At 54.6% G+C, this 3,339-nt stretch carries 4 protein-coding genes and 4 tRNA genes; all 8 read left to right on the top strand.

Annotated elements, in window-relative coordinates:
* The first annotated feature begins 224 nt into the window (after positions 1–224).
* Positions 225–1,196 carry a bifunctional biotin--[acetyl-CoA-carboxylase] ligase/biotin operon repressor BirA gene (birA, locus tag HNR64_RS16940; RefSeq protein WP_204997563.1) on the top strand — a complete coding sequence of 324 codons (972 nt, stop codon included), beginning with the start codon at positions 225–227 and terminating at the stop codon, positions 1,194–1,196.
* Entirely contained in the window at positions 1,196–1,942 is a 747-nt protein-coding gene (locus HNR64_RS16935; RefSeq protein WP_204997562.1) for a type III pantothenate kinase, read from the top strand. The genes birA and HNR64_RS16935 overlap by 1 nt, the downstream gene beginning before the upstream one ends.
* Positions 1,939–2,658, top strand: a complete 720-nt coding sequence (locus HNR64_RS16930; protein WP_204997561.1) for an SPOR domain-containing protein — start codon at positions 1,939–1,941, stop codon at positions 2,656–2,658. Before HNR64_RS16935 ends, HNR64_RS16930 begins: the two co-directional genes overlap by 4 nt.
* 38 nt (positions 2,659–2,696) lie before the next feature.
* A tRNA-Thr gene (locus HNR64_RS16925) sits at positions 2,697–2,772 on the top strand.
* An 87-nt stretch (positions 2,773–2,859) separates the two neighbouring features.
* A tRNA-Tyr gene (locus HNR64_RS16920) sits at positions 2,860–2,943 on the top strand.
* Positions 2,944–2,974: 31 nt separating this feature from the next.
* Positions 2,975–3,048 (top strand) — tRNA-Gly (locus HNR64_RS16915).
* Between the two features lie 34 nt (positions 3,049–3,082).
* Positions 3,083–3,158, top strand: a tRNA-Thr gene (locus HNR64_RS16910).
* 80 nt (positions 3,159–3,238) lie between these two features.
* On the top strand, positions 3,239–3,339 hold a 101-nt coding region (locus tag HNR64_RS16905), incomplete at its 3' end, for a GTP-binding protein (protein ID WP_036257037.1).

Genomic DNA, 3,339 nt, shown 5'->3' with positions numbered 1-3,339 from the left:
ATTCCCCATGTGAGAGTAGGTCATCGCCAGGCTTCTAAACTAAAGTGCCCCAGCCGAGTTCGGTTGGGGCACTTTGCTATGTGGCTAGAAAAAGTGGGGCAACTGGCGATGGCAGTCTGTCCCGCGAGCGCTTTGGGACCATTCTGCATAAGCCACGGCACGAGCCAGTCAGTTCAATTAAAATTTTGCTATGATCGGCTCTCGGTTGCGCGAGGGGATAGGCGTTGAGCACAGAAAAGATACTCCAGGTTTTAGCGGATGGTGAATTTCACTCGGGTGAAGAGCTTGGTGCGGCGTTGGGCGTTAGCCGCGCTGCCGTTTGGAAGCAGCTTCAGAAGCTTGAGGCGCTAAATATTGAGCTGGAGTCTCAGAAAGGCCGCGGCTACCGCATTGTTGGGGGCTTGGACCTGCTGTCACGGGAGGCGGTGCTGGCTTCTAGCGGGGAAGCATCAAAGCCGTTTGTCGAGTCCATGGATATTTTTAATGAGCTGGCGTCAACCAATGAAGTCGCGTTAGCAAAGATTGCTGAAGGCGATGCGCATGGATATTGCTGTACGGCCGAGTTGCAACGTTCTGGAAGGGGACGGCGGGGACGGCAGTGGGTGAGCCCGTTTGCTAGAAACCTCTATTTCTCTATGGTTTGGCAGTTTCATTCTGGTGCGTCGGCGCTAGAAGGTTTGAGCCTTTGTATTGGTGTGGCTGTTGCGCGTGCATTGAAGAGAGCTGGGGTAGATGGCGTCGCGCTGAAATGGCCCAACGATGTTTTGCTCGATGGCCGAAAGCTTGCCGGCATCTTGCTGGAGATGCAGGGCGATCCGGCCGGGCTCTGTCAGGTGGTTATTGGTGTTGGTGTGAATGTCAAAATGGCCGGTGCGGACACATCAGGTATTCAGCAGCCCTGGGCTGATCTGTGGGGCTACGACATCGCTGACGACAGGAACTGCTTGTTGTCTCTATTAATTGACGCTTTAGTTGATGTGCTCACGCAATATAGTCGCGGCGGCTTTACATTGTACCGAGACGAATGGCAGAGCCTCGATGCTTACCGAGGGCAAGAGGTTATGGTACAGCTCGGTGAAACCTGGGTGAGTGGCGTGGCAGAGGGTGTCGATCAGGGTGGCGGGCTGCTGCTGCGTACCGACACGGGCACCCGCGTATTCAATGGCGGTGAGGTCAGTTTGAGGAGCTTATCCTGATGTCTGCTGTGGTATTGGAGCTTGATATCGGTAACAGCTCTGCGAAGTGGCGGGTGTTAGCGCCAGAGCGCTTGGCGGGTGGGCGTATAGTGTTGACTGATAGCGCCTTGCGCATGCTGTTGGACGAGCACCAAATCTCTGCAATTCGAGTCGGCTCAGTGGCCGGTCAGGCTATTGAGGATATGGTGTCCGCCGTTGCCAGGAGCTTTGCCATACCGTGCTACTTTGCGCGCAGCCAACCCATTAGCGGTGGTTTAAGGAATAGTTACCAAGACCCTTCGAAGATGGGCGTTGATCGTTGGCTGGCAATGCTGGCAGCTTGGCGCTTAGTGCAGAGTGAGGTCATTGTAGTGGATGCAGGCACGGCCCTCACTATCGATTTGATTGACCGAAATGGCTGTCATTCAGGCGGCTATATCCTACCGGGGCGGAAGTTGATCCTCGAATCGCTCACTGGCAGCACGGAGAGGGTGCGCTATGAAGGGGTGCCCGACCCGTCGATCGCGCCCGGTGTGACAACGGCGGAATGCGTAGAGCACGGTAGCTGGCTCTCCCTGTTGTCTGCCATTCGAGGCGTCATTGCGGATTGTTACCAGCTAAGTGGTGGTGTGCCCCGCGTTGTGCTTACTGGAGGTGATGCGCCTAGCTTGATGCGACTCGCTGGTGAAGGCGACTGGCAGCTGAAAGAAGAGTTGGTATTAGACGGCTTGGCGCTTGCCTTGGCTGATGGGGAGGTTGAGGGATGAGGGCCTTATTGTTGGCGCTGATTATGCTGAACGCAGGCTTATACCTCTGGCAGCGGTACGATAGCGGTTATCAGGAGGTCAGTGAGGCGATGGCAATGCCCGCCGTAAAGGGCAATATCGTTCTATTGTCTGAACGGGCGGCTGCGCCGGAGGTCTCGGATGGGGCGCGCGACCCAGAGCCGGCGACTATGTCCAACGTACATACTGACCTGGCGCTGCCTCAGAATACCGTTACGCCGACTGCGCCATTAGAGTGCTGGCTACTGGGGCCTTTTACCACCGTGAGTGGGGGTGATTTGCCTGCTGGGCTTGAGTGGCGCCGCGAGGAATATGAGCGTGATGCCGACTACTGGGTCTACCTTGGGCCATACGCTGATGTGGCGGCGGCCAGCGCGATGAGCCGGGAGCTAAAACGTAAGGGTATCGATAGCTATGTGATTCGCCGTGGCGAACTAAATAAAGCGGTATCTTTGGGGGTGTTTAGCGACGCAAAACGCGCAGAAAAACATCAGCAGCGTATGCAGGCTAGGGGTTATGGAGCGGATATCCGCAAAATATCAAAATTTGCTCAGCGCCTCTGGCTGGTATTAAAAGCCGAGTCGGATAGTGAAATTTATCGCTCTGGCATTGCCTATTTGCAGGCGCTGGCAGGAGAAGGGCAAACAGTAGAGAAAAAAAGCTGCAATCGCATTGCGTCTTACAAAGAGTTCGACTAGAATGCCGCCCTCGTTCGAAAGCGACGTGCTAGAAATGTGCTGGCGTAGCTCAGTTGGTAGAGCAGCTGACTTGTAATCAGCCGGTCGGGGGTTCGACTCCTCTCGCCAGCTCCACTTTTCTAAGCGCTGTAGAGTTCATGGCTTGCAATATAAAGAATTGACAAGTTATTGCTGCATAAGCAGAATGTTTCGCTCTTTCGAGGTGGGGTTCCCGAGTGGCCAAAGGGATCAGACTGTAAATCTGACGCGCAAGCTTCGGTGGTTCGAATCCACCCCCCACCACCATTATTTAGATGTACCAGCGGAAGGTTTTTCAGCGGGTATAGTTCAATGGTAGAACCTCAGCCTTCCAAGCTGATGGTGCGGGTTCGATTCCCGCTACCCGCTCCAGTTTTGCGCTGGCTGATGTGAAAAGGTTAGCGGTGCTCATATAGCTCAGTCGGTAGAGCACTTCCTTGGTAAGGAAGAGGTCACCGGTTCAAGTCCGGTTATGAGCTCCAATTTTTGGCGACAAAAGCCCTGGGTGGTTTTTGTCTTTTTGTAGTGACTTGACGAAAAGGTCCGCTAGGAGGCTGTCGCAATGGCGAAGGAAAAATTTGAACGTAGTAAGCCCCACGTCAACGTGGGCACCATCGGTCACGTTGACCATGGTAAAACGACTCTGACTGCAGCGCTGACGCG

The organism is Spongiibacter marinus, assembly GCF_016906995.1.
Lineage (GTDB): Bacteria > Pseudomonadota > Gammaproteobacteria > Pseudomonadales > Spongiibacteraceae > Spongiibacter > Spongiibacter marinus.
The sequence above is the reverse complement of the archived record's forward strand: the minus strand, read 5'-3'. Positions and strand labels throughout refer to the sequence as shown.